The organism is Actinobaculum suis (genome assembly GCF_900618115.1).
GTDB lineage: Bacteria > Actinomycetota > Actinomycetes > Actinomycetales > Actinomycetaceae > Actinobaculum > Actinobaculum suis.
In genome coordinates this window covers 133310-149675 of the sequence record NZ_UYIO01000001.1, presented here as the reverse complement: position 1 = coordinate 149675, position 16366 = coordinate 133310, and the positions used below count along the sequence as shown (strand labels likewise).

Genomic DNA, 16366 nt, shown 5'->3' with positions numbered 1-16366 from the left:
ATTCTATCCGTTCGTCCAAAACCCTGCGCGGGATAGGGAATTTCACTCCTTCCCGGGCGCCGCGCGCTCAAGCGCCACAAAAGTGTGCACGATGATTCCGGGCGTGGCGAAAACTAGATGCCACGATCCAGCGCCAACCAGGCAGCGCGATCGGACGCAAAGCAGACACCGCGATCGGGCGCAAACTGGCCGCCGCGGCGCGGGCCGGTTTAGGCCTCGCAGATTTCGAAGACCACCGGGCCAACGCTTCCCGCCGCAAAATGCACGGGCACGCGCTGGCCGGCCGGCAGGAATTGCGCGGGCGGCGTGGGCGGTGCGGAATATGCGAAATCCGCAGGCTGCCCGGACTGCGCGGGTGGTACCTGTGTTCGAATACCTGCGCCGGCGCGAAAACCCGTGCCTGGAAGCCCGGGCCCCGCACACCAGCGCAGCACCTTACCTGCCGGTGCGACGAGGGTTATATCTTCCGCGCGGCTGCCTGCGGAGTGCCCACCTGTTGTGGCATTGCCGGGTTCCGTGCGGCTGCCTGCGGCCGGTTGAGCTTCGGGCCGGAACACGAAAGCGTATTCGCGCCCGCCCGTGCCGCCCGTTGCCGCGGTAATCACCCGCGCAACTTCATTTGTTGCCGCGCCGTTTGTAGCCGCGCTGTCTGTGGCCGAATTACTTGTAGCCGCGCTGTTTGGCGCGGTGCCATTTGTGGCCGCATCTTCTAGTTTCGCGCCTTCTACTTGCACTGGTGTTATGCCGGGCCGGTTAATCGTGCGCAGGATCTGCCTGCCTTCCCGCATCCACGTGCCAATACCTTCCAAAATGCGGACCTGCCAGGCCGGGAGTTGACCATCGGCCTTGGGGCTCACGCCCAGCAGTACCCGCCCGCCGCGCGCCGCCGCATCCACTACCGTGTAGATCGCCTCTTCTACGCTCAGTGCCTCGCTCTCCCCTTCCATCTGGTTATAGCCGAAGGAAAGACCCAGGCCGCGGCAGTTTTCCCACGGCCGCTCCCCCTCGTTACCCCGATCGGCCTGATATTCAGAGGTCAAAAAATCACAGTGCGGTACTCGCCAACGGTCGTTGACCACCCCTTCCGGGCAGGTGGCGTAATACTCTTCGGCGAAGAAATTACCCAAGGAAATATTGGTATTGAGCTCCTTACCAGCATCGGGCCAGTTGATGTCATTCCACAGCACATCGGGCTGATAACGCCGCACCAAATCTCGCAAGTGGGCAAGCGCGTAAGCCGCATAGTCGGCGTCGCGCGGGCGATGAATATCATGCACGGAAGCAGCCGTAAGATGCGGCGGGCCGGGCCGATACCACCAATCCAAACCGCCTGAATAGTAGGCACCAAATTTCAGCCCCTGGCGCCGCGCGGCCTGCGCGTACTCGCCCACGAGGTCGCGGTGCGGGCCGCGTTGCACCGTGTTGCGCCCGCGCGTTCCGGGGGCCTGCCACAAAGTAATCCCATCATGATGCTTCGTGGTGAGCACAACGTAACTCGCCCCGGCCTGCGCGAAAAGCCGCATGAGTGCCGCGGCGTCGAACTTTTCTGCCTGCCAAAAATCGAGCAGATCGTCATAGTCACAGCCGCCCCAAACCTCGCGGTGATGTTGCTGGGCCGGGCTTCCCGGAATGCGAATCGTATTGAAATACCATTCGGCGTACGGGTTGTGGGCGTACCAACCTTCGTCTTCCGGGATTTCGCCCAGTTGCGCGGTCGGTTCTGCCCAGCCGGCAACCGAATAAGCACCCCAGTGCACAAAAATCCCGAGCTTCGCTTCCTCATACCAGGCCGGCAAATCTCGCTGTAAATCACCCCACCGCATTTCCTGCCTCACTTTCAGTGCTGTAGTTGGTGCGGTTTTGGCCGCCCTTTTCCGTGCGGTATTTAGTGCTGGTTTGGGTGCTGCCGGCCGGGCTTTCGGGGTTATTCTGGTGGTGGTCCGGGTGTGCAGGTTCGACGCCGCTCACGTGGTGTGCTTGGCGTGCGGCGGCTTTTTCGCGGTCTTTCAAAGTGATTCCCTGCTCCAGATCGCGCGCAATTTCGGGGTAGAAAGTATCAAGATCGTAGAAGTAGAAAAGCACCAGGAGTAGCGCGGCAATAATGACGGGCGCCCATGAGAAAAGGAATTGGATGGATTCGAGTACGCTAGCCGGTTGCACCGCATCCTTGGCGGAAATATAGCCAGCCGCGCCCATAATCCACACAATTCCGGAAGAGGCAAGGCCGGAGCCAACCGTCGTCGAAAATGTGCCACCCGAATAGCTAATGCCTTCGTTCCGCACCCCGTTTTTCCACTCCCCGTAATCTATAACGTCCGCGAGCATGGCGTAAGCGGTACCCATGAGCGGGGAAAAACCAAGGCCGCGAATAATGCTAGCCACGGCGAGCACGTAAATATTTTGCGGGCCGGTGAGCACCAGCAACGAACCCACAATAATCATGCCCAAGCCGAAGACGATCGTGCGCCGCCGGCCAAAACGCCGAATCGGGATACTTACCAGGAAGAAACCCACAATCTGCGCGCCGGTAAAGGCCGCATTGAGCACCCCCACGTAATTCGCATCGCCCAAAATATGGCGCGCATAATACACGTTCACGCCGCCAAACAGATTCACCAGAATCCAGGTGAGGATCATAATCAGGAAAATCAAAATCCAGTATTTATTGCGGAAGAGCAGGCCGATCGAAGCAAAAATACCCAGACGTTTGGCGGAAGCAGGTTTTGCGGGAGCGGTGCCAGTGGCGCCGGCAGACTTTGCGGGGCCGGTACCGGTTCCGGCCTCCGGCCCGCCGTTGGGCGGGGTGGAGTTTGCAGCGCCAGACTCTGTGGCGGCCGCGCGTTCGGCGTCGTGCCGCATTTCGGAAGTGGAACGCACCCGTTCGCGGGTGCAACTGTACGTAAAGTAGAAAATGATGGACATGATGGCGCCATAAATAACCATCGTGTAAATCCACCCGCGATTGCTGCCCCCACCCAGGTAGGCCACCAGGCCCACGGTAATAAAGGAAAGCAATATCGAGACGCCGTGGTAGCCGATCATGCGCAGCAAGGTGAGTTCGCTACGCACTTGCGGGTCGCGCGAAATTAGGGTGCCGAGCGTGCCATACGGAATATTCGAGATCGTATACACCAGGTAGTAAATATTGATGACGATGGTGATCCACACGATCGTGGCCGTACTACTCATCCCGGTGGGGATCGCAAACACTGCTACGAGGGCGGCAAACATCGGCAAAATTGCCCATTTCACCCACGGGCGGGCTTTCCCTTCTTTCGTGCGGGTTTGATCAACCACGTAGCCCATGATGATATTTGTAATGGCGTCGAAAACCCGGGTGAAAATCAAGACGGTACCCAGCGCCGTTGCCGAAACTCCCACGTAGTCCGTGAAATAAAACATGGAGAAACTGGCGACGCTCACCGCTGAAAAGGCGGTGGCCGCATCCCCCATCCCGTACGCGAATTTTTCTTTAAAAGAGATGCTCTCCTGGGATTTTCCCATGGTGACCTTTCCTTATGCGCGGCCGGTACAAGTACGGGCGCCACTGCCCGCATTCCCTGGCCTTACGGGTACGACGCCGTACTCCGGGCAGGGGCGGGGCATATCCCGCAACCACTTTCGCGGCAGTGTGCAATGCCGGCCACCGCGCCTATATTCTTCCGGTACCCTACCGAACCTCCGCCCGTTTTCGTACCCCGGGGGTAGGAATTCGTACCCCGGGGGCGGGCCGCACCCCGCGGGCCGCGAACTCCTACTTACCGCGAACTCCGACTTACCGCGAACTCCGACTTACCGCGTCGATGGAGAAAACGCCGCAAATCCTGCGCGTAATCAACCAGTAAATATATGGGCTGTTAAAAGTAAAGGAGGGGCGGCTCGATCCGGACTCTCGAAAATCCATATCGCACCGCCCCTCGACGATAGGGATCACCCTCACCCGCTCACCTCAGGGAGTTAGATCAACCTACCGTTGTGTGCATACCCGCAGGTAACACCGGCTATCGGCGCATTTTTGGGAACAAAAAAGCGCCTGCGTGAAAGTGTACTTCCGACTTCCGGAAATCACAAGCTATTCAAGGGCAAATTGCTCACACGTCCACTTAGTTTCAACTTCCACTATTTTCCGACGGGTCCTGCAGGTCAAGAAAATGCGGCCCACGCAGGGATAACTCCTCTAACCAAAGGGGTCCCCACTGACTCCAAGGCAGTTTAGAAAGGTAATCGTTAGTGAAACGTAAATCATTTGAAACTTCGGTGATACAGAATTCAGGTATTCGTAAATTGACGACCGGGCTCATGCGTTCACATTCGGCCACAATCAATCCCGCGTTTTGCCCGCCAAAAACATCGAAGAGCCACCCGTCTTCGTCGTACCAAAGCGCGTAGCGATTTTTCAGCACGATATTGGTAGAGCGGCGCAAGATTTGGACGGCTACATCCAAATCAATCTCCTCTTCCATTTCGTATCTTTCCGCAGAAACTACGGGAGATTTCACGGCCACCGTGGCCTGGGTTTCCACCCCGCGCGCGAGCAAATGCGCAAGCGCGGCGCGTTCATAGCCGCCCGCGTAGTGCACTTCTTCCCGAAATTGCGGCATTTCTAATTCCGCTCCCGAAAAGCGCACGCGAATCCGCACCGCGTAGCCATCTTGCGCAAAGAGATAGGCTTGCACGATGGCCTGTGCGGCGCCGTGCGCAGCTACTTCCGGCGGCAATTCGCGCACATAGAACTTACGTTCATACTCAAAATTGAGGCAATCGCGATCCATCTCACTCATGCTCTCATCATATGTTTTCCGCGCGCAGTACGGCGGAAAAGTGGTGGCGAGTAGCGGGAAGCGGGTAAGGGCCGGAGCCGGCTAGTACTCCCCCACCAGCATTGCCACGGCCGGCGAGCAGCCCCGCGGCCGGCGAGTAGCGCCGCGCCAGGCAGATTCGGCGTCGCATTTTTGCGCCGAATGCGTGACGGATACCAAGAAAAAAGCGGGAAGCCGGGGCACACGAAGGAACTAGCATAGGTTCATGGCTAATCTTCCTTCCGGAGCGGACGTAGTAGTTGCGTCCCAAACACTTGGCGGCATTGTGCGCCGCACCCCACTGCAACTTTCGGAGCGCCTCTCGGAGATTCGTGGCCGGCAGATTCTGCTCAAGCGTGAAGATCTGCAGGTGGGGCGGAGCTATAAAGTGCGCGGGGCCTACAATTTCATTTCTTCGCTCGGGCCGGAAGAACGGGAAGCCGGTGTTATTTGCGCTTCGGCCGGTAACCATGCGCAGGGCGTGGCCTTTTCCTGCAATAAGCTAAAGATCCGCGGCAAGATTTACCTGCCTTCCACCACCCCGCGGCAAAAGCGGGACCGGATTGCCGATATTGGGGGCGGCTGGGCCGAACAGATTATTGGCGGTGCCACTTTCGATGAGGCAGCCGCCGCCGCGCTCACTGCCGCGCATGATACCGGCGCTACTTTCGTGCACCCCTTCGATGATCCACGCACGATTTGCGGCCAGGGCACCGTAATAAAAGAGGCCTTTGAGCAGTGCGTGCAAGAATACGACGCCGAACCGGTAGCCGTGATCGTCCCCGTGGGTGGCGGCGGCCTGCTGGCCGGCATCGGCACGTGGCTCCAGTCTTTCCACCCGAATGTGCGGGTGATCGGCGCTGAATCAGATGGTGCTATGTCTATGCAGGCAGCTTGGGATGCGGGCAAACCGGTCTCGCTACCCAATATTGATACGTTCGCGGACGGTACCGCGGTGGGCCGGGTTGGGGATATTACCTACCAAGTTTCCCGGCGCACGGTAGACCATTTGGTGCACGCCCCGGAAGGCGCGATCTGCACCGAAATGCTCGACCTCTACCAGGTGGAAGGGATTATTGCCGAACCTTCCGGCGCCCTGGCTTCCGCCGCCGCCCGCCGCTTCACCCCCGAGCTGGACGAACTGCCAGAAGGCCCGGTAATTTGCATCGTCTCCGGCGGTAATAATGACGTCTCCCGGTACGCCGATATTATCGAGCGTTCCATGGTGTACGAGGGCTTGCGCCACTACTTCCTGGTTACCTTCGCGCAAGAACCGGGCGCTTTGCGGCGCTTCCTAGATAAAGTGCTGGCCGACGGCGAAGATATTATCCAGTTCGAATACACCAAGAAGAACAATCGGGAAACCGGCCCGGCCCTGGTAGGTATTGATATTGCCCAGGCCAGTGATATTGATTCCCTCATGGACCGGATCGCCAAATCGGGACTGCAGATCGAAAAGCTCGAACCCAATTCCCCCACCTTCCAGTTCTTTATGTAGGGAAAGCAGCGGCGTCGCGTGCGCGCAAAGCTACACTGGAGTCCGAAGCTACGGCGTCGCCGCCAAGCACCGGCATCGCCACAGGGCACCGGCGGCGCCGCAATACTTCCGCGTCGCCACAAAACTATTGCGCGGTGGGGTAATTTCTACTACTAGAAAAATTGGAAAAATCCGCTACTACCGGTTTATCGGCAGAAAGGACGTCATGCGGTTCAAACGAGGTGTGGCCCGGCTTTATCGGGCTTTTTCCCGCTGGCATTTTGCGCATGAACCTCTTCCCGAAAAAGTCATCGGGATTGGGATGCCGCATTCTTCCATGTGGGATGGCTGGTTCAATGTCATGATTTTCTGGCATGAGGGCCGCAACATGAAGTTCCTGATCAAAAAGTCTTTGCTCGATAAGCCCGTACTGGGCAGTATTATCCGCTGGGCCGGCGGGATTCCGGTAGATCGTAGCCACCCCAATGGGCTAGTGGGATCCATTGTGGAAGAAGCGGAAGCCGATCCCCAGTTCACCTTGGTATTAGCGCCGGAAGGCACCCGCAAAAATGTGCCGTACCTGAAGTCGGGTTTTTACCGGATCGCCTTGGAAACTCGCATTCCGCTCGTCCTCGGCTATGTGGATAAAGAGAATAAAACCTACGGCTGGTGGAAGCACATGTATGTTTCCGGAGATATCGAAGCCGATATGGATATCTTGCGCGATTTCTATTCCGAAAAAGTGGGCGTGAAGAACAATAAAACTATTGTTCCGCGCCTGCGCGCCGAAGACGATCCGGCCGCCCGCGAACACTTGCTCAGCAATGTAGACCTCGCCGCAACTCGGGCCTATGCCGTGCGCATGAACCGGGAGACCGGCGGCGTCGGCATTACCGAATAGCGCGAAGCAGGTTGCGGATTACCTCCGGTCCGGCCACGCCCAGGGCATCGTGCTGGTAGGTATTCGTAACAATGGGTTGCAAACCGTTAATTTCTCGGGCTGTGCGCATGGACAGCTCGAAAGGCACGTACATATCGTCATAGAACACGTAGGCCGCTACCGGCACCTGGTTTTCGGCTAGCTGTTCGCGGTTGTACAGATCGCGCCAACTGGTGCGGAAAGCGAGCTGTTCTACCGCGCCGGCCGCGGCCCGCAAAGCCGGATCTTCTTGGAACTGCCAGGGGTACACCATTTCCCCGGTAAAGCGGAAACCGTAGCCGGCCTTCCGTAAATCGTGTTCGCCAGATCCGCCCGCTTCCCGGGCCGGCAGTTGGAACTCTGGGAATTCGGAGCGAATCCGGTGGGCGCTATATGCCAGCGCACCTTTCTCGCTTTGCCCGTAAATCGCTTCTTGCAAAATCGCGTAGAGCGGTGCCGTTGCTGAACTAAGCGCCGCGCCCACCCGTTGCAGGAATTCGGGCCGCAAACGGCGCTCCCCACGGAACGTAAAAATAGGATCTTCCAGCAGGTAGTGCAGGTGTTCCAAACCCCAGGAATAACCGAGCTTCAAACCGAGCTGCCGGAACCGGGCCGGGGTGAGCCGTTCCCCGCTCGGCAAAGTTTCTTCCACATCCGCCAGGTGGGTAGCAAGGTACCACGCGGTTTCTTCGTCTTGCGGATAGCGGGTAAAGAACTGCCGGTTGCGTTCGGAAAGGCGCCGGTAGGTACGCCGGTACACCTCATCGGGACCTTCCTGGATGGAAGGCAAACCACCGGTCAGGAAAACCTCGCGCAAACCGCTGGGAGCCTGAGAAAGATAACAGACGGCGGTAAAGCCCCCAAAACTTTGCCCGAGTACGGACCACGGTTCATCGTCTTGCAAATAGGTGCGCATGGCTTCGGCGTCGCGCACGATCGAATCCTGGCGGAAGCAGGTAAGCACTTCCGCCTGACCTTCCGCGTTCCCCATCACGCTCAAAGTGCGAGCATCAAGCGGGAAGGAGTTGCCGGTGCCACGCTCATCGAGAAGTACGAGGCGATAGTTCTTGAGCACCTCGTCCATCCACCCAGAAAACACGCGTGGGCGCGGGGCCGCAAACCCGGGGCCGCCTTCCAAGTAGACCAGGCGGGGTTTGTCCTCACAACCTGCGCGTACGATCTCGCGCGCAAATACGTTAATCGTCTTCGGTACGTAATCTAGTTCCGCGTTATGCGGCAAACCGTTCAGGGCGCCAAAGTAATCAAGCGGAACTTGTATCCAGTGTTCATAAACCGTATGCCCGGTAATGTGCGAAGAAACCGTCGTCATAACGCCAGGCTACCCGGAAACCTGAAAGAATAGTGCCATGAGTACGATTCCGGTTTTTCCTCTCAATTCAGGCACTACGATCCCCGCTTTTGGGCTCGGTACCTACAAAATGGATGATACGACGGCGGAGTTTGCCGTCAACGAAGCCCTGCAAATGGGCTATCGGCACATCGACACCGCGCAGATGTACCACAATGAAGAAGCGGTAGGCCGCGGCATCAAAAAATCGGGGATTGCGCGGGAAGATATTTTCCTCACCACCAAGCTAGACAATATGAACCATGCGCCCGCCGATGTGCGGCGCACCTTCGAAGAATCCTTGCGCAAACTACAAACCGATTACGTGGATCTTTTCCTGATCCACTGGCCGATGCTCACCGGCGACTACATCGATACCTGGAAAACCTTCGAAGAATTGCAGGCCTCCGGCCGAGCCAAAGCCATCGGGGTTTCCAATTTCGAAATCCACCATTTGCAGGCGCTACGCAATAACACCGAAACGGTGCCGGCGGTGAACCAAATCGAATTGCATCCCTATTTCCAAAACACGGAAGTAGCGCAGTATTGCGCGGATGCGGGGATTCGCGTGCAGGCCTGGGCACCGATCGCGAAAGGCAAGGTGGTAGACGATCTGCTCCTGCAAAACCTGGCCGCCCGAAAAGGTTGCACGCCGGTACAACTGGTTTTGGCCTGGCACCTGGCAAATTATCGGATTATTTTCCCGAAGGCTTCCTCGGTGGCACACCTGGAAGAAAACCTGCGCGCGCTAGACGTAAAACTGCTACAAGAGGACGTCACGGAAATTAACGACCTCGACCAGTTCGAAGACGGGCGCACCGGCATGCACCCGGATACCATGAAGCGCCGCGGGGAGTAGCCGACTGGAGTAGCGGTTTGCGTAACGCGGCAAAGGTTTCACCGCGCGTGGAGCAGCAGGCTACGTAACGCGGCCGACGTCGGTAGCGCGCGGCCCCGCCGTCGCGCAACGTGCGCCTTAGCTGAATACGGAAAGCGCTACCTGCACGGCACGGGTGAGTGGTTCTTCATCGCACCAGGCGAGAACCGGGTGCAAGGTAACCGCGGGTTCGATAAGGGAGCGCACTTCTAAACCGTACCGGCGGTAGTGGTTCCGTACCGCAGAGGCAGGCTCCACGGCGGCCCAATTATTTGCTTCCACCATGGCGAACTGGGTGTAAAGCGAATCCGCTTCGATCCGCGGGCGCACCACAAGGCCGCGTTCGGCTAGGGCGGCGTCGAGTTTGGCGCGGGCCGCCATTTGGGTATTGAGTAAACAAAGGGGAAGCCGGCCCAGATCTTTCCCGGTAATGGCCGGCAAAGTGAGTCCTACCGGATTTGCTTCCGTAATGCGCCCGGCCTCGCAGGCAGTGCTTTCCAATCCTGCTCCGGCAAAACAGGCCGGGCTGGCGATCACCACCAACCGATCTTCGTGCAGGGGAGCGGTACGCAAACCGGTGTAGTCATCATGTTCGGGCAAGACGATAGCGGCATCTAACTCGCGATGGTGGAGAGCGTTGAGCAGCCAATCGGTAGTGCCCATGGCAATTTCTACCCGCACCCGCGGGTAGGCGCGCGTAATTCGGGAAGCCGGTTGGGTAGAAAGCGCCCCGGCCCACGGAATCACGCCCAGCCGCACCCGTATCCGCGATTCGTGCGCATCGGGTTGGGCCATTTCGCGGAGTTCATCTACCAGGTTCAAGATTTTTTCGGCAAAAGGTAGCAGGAGCCGACCATCGGCAGTTAGCTCACTGGTTTGTTTGCCGCGATCTACGAGACGTACCCCCAGTTCGTTTTCGAGCTTTTTGATCGCCTCCGAAAAGGCGGAAGGGGAGATGAAAGACTGTTCGGCGGCCCGGCCAAAATTCTTTTCCCGGGCTAGGGCAACAAAATATTCGAGCTGCGATAACTGCATCTGGGCGCTCCTTACCTCCTTCCGGCCTCACTGGGCACCGATGTTCCCTAAGTTTAGACGGAAGGTGGGCGCGCCCGGAGTCATCATTACCATCGCATATATGCCGAGCGCGCCCACTAAATTACAGGTCAATTTTTAGGTTTTGATAGTCGATTGACTATTTCTTGGAAGCGTAAGACTTAGCCCCGGTACCGGCGTAATGGCCACCTTCCACAATGAGGTACTCATCGCGGATCTTCTTGCCGGCGAAGAAATCTTCAAGGATTTCGCGCGTACCAGCCGCATACCGGGTCTGCGCCGAAAGGGAAGCGCCGGAGGTATGGGTGGTCATACCATTGTGGGGCATGGTCCGCCACGGGTGGTCGGCCGGTGCTGGCTGCGGGAACCAGACGTCACCCGCGTAGCCGGCAAGCTGGCCAGATTCCAGCGCCCGCACAATTGCGTCCCTATCCGCGATCGCGCCGCGGGCCGGGTTCACAATGTAGGCACCGCGCCGCATGGTGCTGAGAAGTTCGTCGTTGAACAAACCACGCGTCTCATCCGTAAGCGGCGAGTGGATCGTTAGTACGTCTACGTTCTTCACCAGTTCCTGCACCGTGGGGTAGTAGGTGAGGTGGTACTTTTCCTCGTATTCGGCAGGGAGGCGGTAGCGGTCGTTGTAGCTGAGTTTGACGCCGAACGGGGCGAGGCGCTCGAGCACCGCGCGGCCAATACGGCCGGCCGCGAAGACGCCTACATCCATGCCTTCCAGGTCGTAGGACCGGGCAACGGCGTCGGCAATATTCCAGCCGCCATTGCGCGAAATATCGTGCTGATGGATGTAGTCACGCACCAGTGCGAGCACCATCATTACCGTGTGTTCCGCAACGGAAATCGAGTTCGAGTAGGTAACTTCCGCCACGGTAATGCCGGCCTCGTTAGCCGCGGCAAGATCCGTGTGATCGGAACCCACACCGGCGGTGACTACAAGCTTTAGGTTCTTGGCCTTCGCGATCAGATCGCGGGTGAGGTAGGCCGGCCAGAACGGCTGCGAGATCACGATATCGGCGTCCGGCAGTTCCTTCTGGAACACCGAATCCGGGCCTTCCTTATCGGAAGTGACCACCACTTCATGGCCTTCCGATTCCAGCCATTTTTTGAGGCCGAGGTTGCCGGATACCGATCCGAGCAGCTCGCCAGGCTGGAAATCAATTGCCGAAGGGGTGGGGGCAGTTTGTCCGCCTGCGTATCCCGTGATTTCGGGAATGGAGTCACGTGCATATTGGGTAGGCATCCCGTCTTCTGGATCCGGGAACAATACCATTAGTACCTTAGCCATGTTTGTCGCTCCTTTGCTCAAACGTTCAACAGTGACTTAAGTCCTAAGGTACCTGGGGTTTTATGGGAGGTAAATAAGGAGTTGCCTCATGTTCGTCCGGTTCTACCGAAGGTCATTATCCTGCCGCGACTGCGCTGCCATTCTGCCACTATCTGCGGCGCTACCTGCTTATACTTGGCCTCTACCCAGTTGCTACCAGGGCCGCCACCCGCGGCGCTACCAGGGCCACCACCGGGGCGCAATCCGCCTATCCTGCCTACCCCCGCCAGATTTTTGCCGCCTCACCGGCCGGAACAGTGCACCTCTCCTAAGACAGCCGCGCTATTACCCGCACCTTCGCGTTACGATTGACTCCAACTCGCACCATCTGTGCGAGTGGGTGCGCGATGCCCGAAAAATCGCGATACGTTATTTGGAGGATCATGAATTTCGCATACACGATTGCGGGGTCGGAAGCGACTGGGGGAGCCGGCTTTCAGGTTGATTTGAAAACTTTCCAACAGCTCGGCGTGTACGGGGCTGGGGCTTTAACCTGCATTGTCTCCTTCGATCCCGATAACGACTGGAACCACAAGTTCGTACCAATCCCGGCAGATATTATTCGCGATCAAATGCGGGCGGCGCTTGCCACGCACGATATTCGCACCACGAAAGTGGCTATGCTCGGCCATCCCGCCACCATCGACGCGGTGGAGGAAGGTCTGCGCAGCCAAGAGTGGGACAACATCGTGGTTGATCCGGTATTGATTTGCAAGGGGCAAGAACCCGGCCAAGCGCTCGATACCGATAATGCCTTGCGGGAAAAGATTTTGCCGCTCGCTACAGTTACGACGCCGAACAACTTCGAGGCCCGCACCCTTTCCGGCCTCGATTCTCTCGAGACCGTGGATGACCTCGTAGAAGCGGCGAAGCGGATTTCCGATTTGGGCCCCAAGTATGTGGTAGTCAAGGGCGGTATCGATTTTCCGGGCGAAGACGCCGTAGATGTGCTCTGGGATGGTTCCAATGCGGAAATCTACTCGGTTCCCAAGATTGGGGAAGAGCGCGTTTCCGGAGCTGGTTGCACGCTGGCCGCGGCTATTACCGCGGAACTGGCCAAGGGGTCCGAGATTCGCAATGCGGTGCAGGTAGCGAAAGATATGGTGACGGCCGGGATCCGTTCCCGGGTTGAAGCCAACACTCCGTTTACGACTGTTTGGCAGGGCGCTTACTCCCAGCAACTGTAAAGCACCGCGGCCGCAAAAGCGGCCGCAAAAACTGGGGAGAAAAATCCGGCTATTTTAACTGGCACTACAGTAAGATGACGGATTAAGGAGCACGCGGGTCAAACCATTACCGCAAAGCATACGGGCCCTCAATTGAGATCCCGTACTCGCGTGCTCCCCCCTGTTTTCCACGCCGCCTTCCGCTAGCGGCGGGGCTTTGCACGGCGTCGCTATTTTTACTTCGAGCCGCGGCGTGCAAAGATAAAACCGTGAGTACCAATCCTTATCTTGCGCCGTCTTTGGTCTTTTTGCGTTCCCATCTGAAAAATGCGGATGTTTCTAAGCCGGCACAGCGCTACCGGTATTTTCATTGTTTACGCGTGGCCGCCATTGGGCGGGCCGTGGCCGAAAATGAGGGGCTAGATCCCGATAAGTTGGAAATTGCGTGCCTGCTCCACGATATTGGCAAGTTTGATTCCACCCGGCCGGTAGATCACGGGCGGGAAGGCGCGAAAATTGTGCGGCCCTTCCTGCAAAGCTTGGGAATGGCCGCCGCGGATGTGGAGGAAATCTGCCAGGGGATTGCGATGCACACGGATGGCAGGTGGAATTACCCGGCTGATTCACCCGATTATGAGAACGGCGTCGTCGATTACCCCCAGGAACCCAGCGTGCTAGCGCGTTCCGTAGGGGATTGCGATAATATTGACCGCTACTCCGTGTACCGGATTTACGACACCCTCAATTACCACAATTTCGCGCAGTTGAAACTGCCCGCGCAACTCGACTTTGTGGAACGTTACCGCCGGCGGATCGCGCGGGAACGGAATTATCAGTGCGCCACGCGTTCGGCGCAGCGGCTGTGGATTGAATCTTTAGAACGGCAGGAACACTTTTTCGCGCAACTTGCCATGCAGGTGGGTAGCGCTCTACCCTATGAACACATCCGGAAAGCGGAGAAGAAAAAGCGGGGCCACAACAAGCACAAATAAGTTCGGTGAGCCTGACCTTTCCGCGTCATACCGCGGGTTAGTGGAGCCTTTCCTACCTGGAATCTTTCCAGAAAAGCGGCAACACTGGGCGTATGAGCGAACAATTGGCGTGGAAATGTACAACTTGTAGTCAGCTGCCGGGCCCGCAACGCACCAAGGTGGAAATACCGGTGCCAGCGGTAGCTACGGCAGGAGCCCCACAAACCGTGGCGGGAACTTTGACGGCGGAAAGCGTGGCCGCAACTGCCCCGCAAACCGCACTGGCACCGGAAAGCGCGCCGGCTAGCGCACCAGAAACCGCTGCACCGCAAGTAACGGATGCGGCTTCGCAAGCGGTGGATGTAGCTTCGCAAGCGGTGGATGTAGCTTCGCAAGCGGCTGCTAGCGCACCGGAAACCTTGGACGGCGCGCACGAAAAAATGAATCGTTTGCGCGCGGGCGTGCTCGGCGCCAATGACGGTATCGTTTCCACCGCGGCGGTGGTGCTTGGTGTGGCCGGTGCTTCTTCTTCCCCGCAGGCGATCATTATTGCGGGCATGGCAAGCCTGGTGGGCGGCGCGATTTCGATGGCGCTGGGAGAATACGTTTCGGTGGCGGCCCAGCTTGATTCGGAGAAAGCGGCCCTGCGCCGGCTCGGCCGCGAACCTCATCCCGGCGAACTAGTTTCGCCAATGGGTGCGGCCATTGCCTCTTTCCTTTCCTTCGTGGTGGGGGCGTTGATTCCTCTGCTCGCGGTGGCTTTGCCGCCGGTGGCGTGGCGGGTACCGGCCGCTTTTATTGCCACTCTGATTGCGTTGGCAATTACCGGTTACGTTTCCGCGCGCATTGGCGACGCCGATCCGAAACGCGCCACCTTGCGCGTGGTAATTGGCGGCTTCCTGGGGCTGGGTGCCACCTTCCTCATTGGCCATTTGTTCGGCATGATCGTGAGCTAACTGGGCCCCATAAGCTTGCTGGCACCGGCACCCACGCTGACTCCAGCACCCACGCTGGCTCCAGCACCCACGCCGTCACCGGCCACGTAACCGCTGGCACCAGCACCGGCATTCCAACAGAAACCAGAGAAACCAACCTGCTACCAGCTTCTACACTTGCATATGCACGCTCAGTTTTAGCTCACGCCGAGAAGCGAGTAGCTTAGCGCCTGGTTCATCGGACCAGTTACGGATCAGCCCAGTTGTGAGATGGACAGGTTACCGAACGGCCCGTTAGCGCCCCTGGCCCATCCACACCTTGCCGCAAGCTTTAAACAGCCGGGGGCGGTACTCGTAAACGCAAATCTCACGCGCTACGAATACCGTCCCCGCAGTTTATGTATTTATTGCCCGCACCTACCCGGAAATGCCCGAACTAGCCCGAACTACGCCCAAACTACTTCCGATCGGCGGCCCGCTTGCCGCCCGTCGCGTTGCCTTCCGAAGCTTCGGGAGTAACCGCAGCCGGCGTTTCTTCTGCTGCGGTTTCGGCGGCCGGTGCGCCCGCTTCGGCGTGTTCGCCGTGCGCGGCCTCCGTAGCTTCTGTAGCTTCTGTAGCTTCTGTAGCTTCCGCGGCGGAAGGCGCGGTGGCCGGCGTTGCCGTAGCTTCCGGCGCGCTGGGGGAGCTGGCAGGAACCGGGTTATCGACGTCGGCCCAGTAGGATTCCGCCCACGGATCTTCTACCGGCTGGCTACGCTTCCACAGGTAGTAGACGGCTACACCCAGCCCGCCTACCAGCGCTACGGTACCGAATAGCTTGCGCCCCCGACCGCGTTTCTTCGCTGCCTTTTCCGGAGTCTGCAATTCTTTCGACGCCGAACGTCCTACCGATTTTGCCGTTTCGCTCAATGTACCCTCCGATTCACGGGCGGCGTCTGCCGCTGCCTGCCACGCGCGTTGTGCACGCGGAATGTAATCTGTCTTAACTCTATCCGCCAGATCGGTACTGGCATCTCGCGCCGACTCCACATACGGACGCGCCTTCGCGGCCGCCGCCGTAGCGTAGGGACGCAAGCGCTGCGCCGTCGTATCCACGTAGGGCCGTACTTTTTCTGCCAATTCTTGGGCACGCGGAGCCGCCCACTCATAGCCCTGCTTCGCATAATCTTGCAAGATCGTGCTGGCCGCATGTGCATATTCTTGAATATCGGCCGCCGCTTTTTGTGCGTGCCGGTCGAGCCGCTTGGCATGCAAGTGGCCTTTCACTTGCGCCTTTTCCGCTACGCGCTCCGCCTCGCGCCCCAGTGCCTCAATCCGATCCAAAATCTGATCCACTTCCTGTTGCGCTTTCTGTTGCGCCTTTGCCGCCTTCTTGCCGGCCCGAGATTTACCACACCCCATGGTGAGACCCCCTCTTCTCTGCCCGGCGGATTGCCCGCAGGACTATCGCTCCCTATTCTTTCACCAATCTTTGTTCTAGT

14 protein-coding genes are annotated in these 16366 nt (G+C 58.4%); 7 read left to right on the top strand and 7 right to left on the bottom strand.

From position 1 onward, the window contains the following. Window positions 1–209 precede the first annotated feature (209 nt). Both H8274_RS00635 and H8274_RS00630 read right to left on the bottom strand, forming a co-directional pair. Window positions 210–1823 (bottom strand): alpha-L-fucosidase, encoded by a 1614-nt coding sequence (locus H8274_RS00635; RefSeq protein ID WP_185933557.1) that lies wholly within the window; start codon window positions 1821–1823, stop codon window positions 210–212. Next, window positions 1810–3504, bottom strand: coding sequence for an MFS transporter (locus H8274_RS00630; protein ID WP_185933556.1), 1695 nt, complete (start codon window positions 3502–3504; stop codon window positions 1810–1812). Before H8274_RS00630 ends, H8274_RS00635 begins: the two co-directional genes overlap by 14 nt. 14 nt (window positions 3505–3518) lie before the next feature. On the opposite strand from H8274_RS00630, the gene H8274_RS00625 reads away from it, so the two are divergent. Further along, the gene (locus H8274_RS00625) at window positions 3519–3845 is read left to right on the top strand and encodes a hypothetical protein (protein ID WP_185933555.1); all 327 of its coding nucleotides are present in this window, start codon (window positions 3519–3521) and stop codon (window positions 3843–3845) included. Window positions 3846–4109: 264 nt separating this feature from the next. On the opposite strand, the gene H8274_RS00620 is transcribed toward H8274_RS00625, so the two are convergent. Then, entirely contained in the window at window positions 4110–4781 is a 672-nt protein-coding gene (locus H8274_RS00620) for a CYTH domain-containing protein (protein WP_065414729.1), read from the bottom strand. A gap of 244 nt (window positions 4782–5025) precedes the next feature. Here H8274_RS00620 and ilvA point away from each other — a divergent pair, with 244 nt between their 5' ends. Together ilvA and H8274_RS00610 are read left to right on the top strand one after the other, a co-directional pair. Beyond that, window positions 5026–6297: a threonine ammonia-lyase IlvA gene (ilvA, locus tag H8274_RS00615; protein WP_049619712.1), complete on the top strand. Its 1272-nt coding sequence runs from the start codon at window positions 5026–5028 to the stop codon at window positions 6295–6297. Window positions 6298–6502: 205 nt separating this feature from the next. Next, window positions 6503–7177 (top strand): 1-acyl-sn-glycerol-3-phosphate acyltransferase, encoded by a 675-nt coding sequence (locus tag H8274_RS00610; RefSeq protein ID WP_049619711.1) that lies wholly within the window; start codon window positions 6503–6505, stop codon window positions 7175–7177. On the opposite strand, the gene H8274_RS00605 is transcribed toward H8274_RS00610, so the two are convergent. After that, on the bottom strand, window positions 7167–8525 hold the full coding sequence (locus tag H8274_RS00605) for an alpha/beta fold hydrolase (RefSeq protein ID WP_049619710.1): 1359 nt from the start codon (window positions 8523–8525) through the stop codon (window positions 7167–7169). The genes H8274_RS00610 and H8274_RS00605 overlap by 11 nt on opposite strands. 37 nt (window positions 8526–8562) lie before the next feature. On the opposite strand from H8274_RS00605, the gene H8274_RS00600 reads away from it, so the two are divergent. After that, window positions 8563–9402: an aldo/keto reductase gene (locus H8274_RS00600; protein WP_049619709.1), complete on the top strand. Its 840-nt coding sequence runs from the start codon at window positions 8563–8565 to the stop codon at window positions 9400–9402. Window positions 9403–9519: 117 nt separating this feature from the next. On the opposite strand, the gene H8274_RS00595 is transcribed toward H8274_RS00600, so the two are convergent. After that, window positions 9520–10455: a LysR family transcriptional regulator gene (locus tag H8274_RS00595; RefSeq protein WP_185933554.1), complete on the bottom strand. Its 936-nt coding sequence runs from the start codon at window positions 10453–10455 to the stop codon at window positions 9520–9522. A 157-nt stretch (window positions 10456–10612) separates the two neighbouring features. Next, window positions 10613–11773 carry an NAD-dependent formate dehydrogenase gene (locus H8274_RS00590; RefSeq protein WP_049619707.1) on the bottom strand — a complete coding sequence of 387 codons (1161 nt, stop codon included), beginning with the start codon at window positions 11771–11773 and terminating at the stop codon, window positions 10613–10615. Between the two features lie 422 nt (window positions 11774–12195). Here H8274_RS00590 and thiD point away from each other — a divergent pair, with 422 nt between their 5' ends. The 3 genes from thiD (at window position 12196) to H8274_RS09645 (ending at window position 14905) form a co-directional block, all read left to right on the top strand. Beyond that, window positions 12196–12999: a bifunctional hydroxymethylpyrimidine kinase/phosphomethylpyrimidine kinase gene (thiD, locus tag H8274_RS00585; RefSeq protein ID WP_197077818.1), complete on the top strand. Its 804-nt coding sequence runs from the start codon at window positions 12196–12198 to the stop codon at window positions 12997–12999. 248 nt (window positions 13000–13247) lie between these two features. Continuing rightward, window positions 13248–13970 (top strand): HD domain-containing protein, encoded by a 723-nt coding sequence (locus H8274_RS00580; protein ID WP_185933553.1) that lies wholly within the window; start codon window positions 13248–13250, stop codon window positions 13968–13970. 92 nt (window positions 13971–14062) lie between these two features. Beyond that, window positions 14063–14905: a VIT1/CCC1 transporter family protein gene (locus H8274_RS09645; RefSeq protein WP_185933552.1), complete on the top strand. Its 843-nt coding sequence runs from the start codon at window positions 14063–14065 to the stop codon at window positions 14903–14905. A 436-nt stretch (window positions 14906–15341) separates the two neighbouring features. Here H8274_RS09645 and H8274_RS00570 read toward each other — a convergent pair whose 3' ends face one another. Continuing rightward, window positions 15342–16286, bottom strand: a complete 945-nt coding sequence (locus tag H8274_RS00570) for a hypothetical protein (RefSeq protein ID WP_185933551.1) — start codon at window positions 16284–16286, stop codon at window positions 15342–15344. Window positions 16287–16366 lie beyond the last annotated feature (80 nt).